Genomic DNA, 1,375 nt, shown 5'->3' on the forward strand with positions numbered 1-1,375 from the left:
TGTTCGGTAGACTGAAAGACTGGCGACGGGTCGCAACACGGTATGATCGCTGCCCGAAGGTCTTTCTCTCCGCCATCACGCTTGCGGCGATCGTTATCTATTGGCTATGAGTCCTGACCCTAGTGATAGCGAAGTATCTGAGGGATAATCCAGCATCACTTCATCTGCCAGCGGGGCATCTCATTGTGTCCGCCTTAAGCGAAGCTTTTCCTTGCAACTAGAGCGACTGCTTAAACTGTGTCGTTCTCTTTTCAAACCGCGCCCGGAATGATGCTTCATCCTCGCCGGGTTCGCGCTTCATTCCCATCACTGGCCCGCCGCCTAATGGCCGTAGCATCAGTGCGGCAAGCACCGGCCCGGTTGCGCTGGGCGTGTAAAGCCCTATAGCAATGGATGTGGGCAGGTTTCCTTGGCGGTGCTATGCGTTCTAGGCAAAGCCGTAGGGCGGTTGTGTCACCGCCCAGCGCCATTGTTACCGCTTGCCGGGTCAGGGCTTCGGCTTCGCCATCCAGAAGCGCTAGCGCCGCCTGTGTCGCCTTGTGGCGTGCGCCCTTCGGCTTGCCGGGGTTGCCGGGTCCGAATGTGCCATCCGTATTGCGTCCGCTTTTTCGGGTCATGTCGCGCCCCCCTCTGTTTGTTCCCATTGCTTTGTGGTGCCGTTCCCGCGTCGCCCGTTCGGCCCGTGCTGTTCCCATTTGGCCATCCGCTGCCATTCATTGCGCGACACGATGCGGCCCGTCCAAGTGCGGGGGTAAACCCCTAAGCCGCAGGCGGTGCCATAGGGGAAGGCTTCGGATGCGGCCAGAGAGGGTTCGGGCTGCAAGGGTGCTGCCACAACCACGACACTGGGGCAGGGTCGCGCACCGAAGGGGCTTGCGACACTTGCGACACTTGCGACGCGTCCACCAGTGCCGGGTTTGCGCGGTTATTTCAGCAAGCTTGGCCTGGAGGTCAAACCACATCGCCCGTCCCCAGACAATTCGCTGTGCGTCTTTTGAGTCGCACTTCACCAAGTGGCCCCAATTTCAACCAACTGCTCCTCCCAAGGTGGCGCAGTACTGTATGCGCCTCAGGGCGTTCGTGTGGAACTCGGTTGAAACGGTTGTGAGCTGTGACACCTAGGTCGATTGCACTCCTCTGATCCGCTGCTGCCTACGATGAGTCCTTGTCTTAGTTGATCTGCTCACGCATATAGAGAAATTAGCCGTAGAAAATTAGCCAGAAAGCGCACAGAATGTTTAATAGCATTAAAAAGGGCTCTGTTGCACAAATCGGCTGATCGCCGAAGTTCCCCTTTCCCTGGACAGACTTATCCCACGGTCTCTGTGACGGGTATGCCGAGTGCGGTGTAGCCGTTCAGGATGGCGATGCGGAC

The 1,375-nt window shown here is 58.2% G+C and carries 2 protein-coding genes and 1 pseudogene; 2 read left to right on the forward strand and 1 reads right to left on the reverse strand.

From position 1 onward, the window contains the following. Both PVW27_RS21490 and PVW27_RS21660 read left to right on the forward strand, forming a co-directional pair. Nucleotides 1–110 (forward strand): annotated as a pseudogene (locus tag PVW27_RS21490) (IS5/IS1182 family transposase); the annotation flags it as partial. A 12-nt stretch (nucleotides 111–122) separates the two neighbouring features. Next, nucleotides 123–221, forward strand: a complete 99-nt coding sequence (locus tag PVW27_RS21660) for a Rap1a/Tai family immunity protein (RefSeq protein ID WP_432762110.1) — start codon at nucleotides 123–125, stop codon at nucleotides 219–221. Between the two features lie 54 nt (nucleotides 222–275). Here the strand turns inward: PVW27_RS21660 and PVW27_RS21665 are convergent, their stop codons facing one another. Beyond that, nucleotides 276–713 (reverse strand): DUF5681 domain-containing protein, encoded by a 438-nt coding sequence (locus tag PVW27_RS21665; RefSeq protein WP_443217147.1) that lies wholly within the window; start codon nucleotides 711–713, stop codon nucleotides 276–278. Nucleotides 714–1,375 lie beyond the last annotated feature (662 nt).

The organism is Seohaeicola sp. 4SK31 (assembly GCF_028802875.1).
Taxonomy (GTDB): Bacteria; Pseudomonadota; Alphaproteobacteria; order Rhodobacterales; family Rhodobacteraceae; genus Seohaeicola.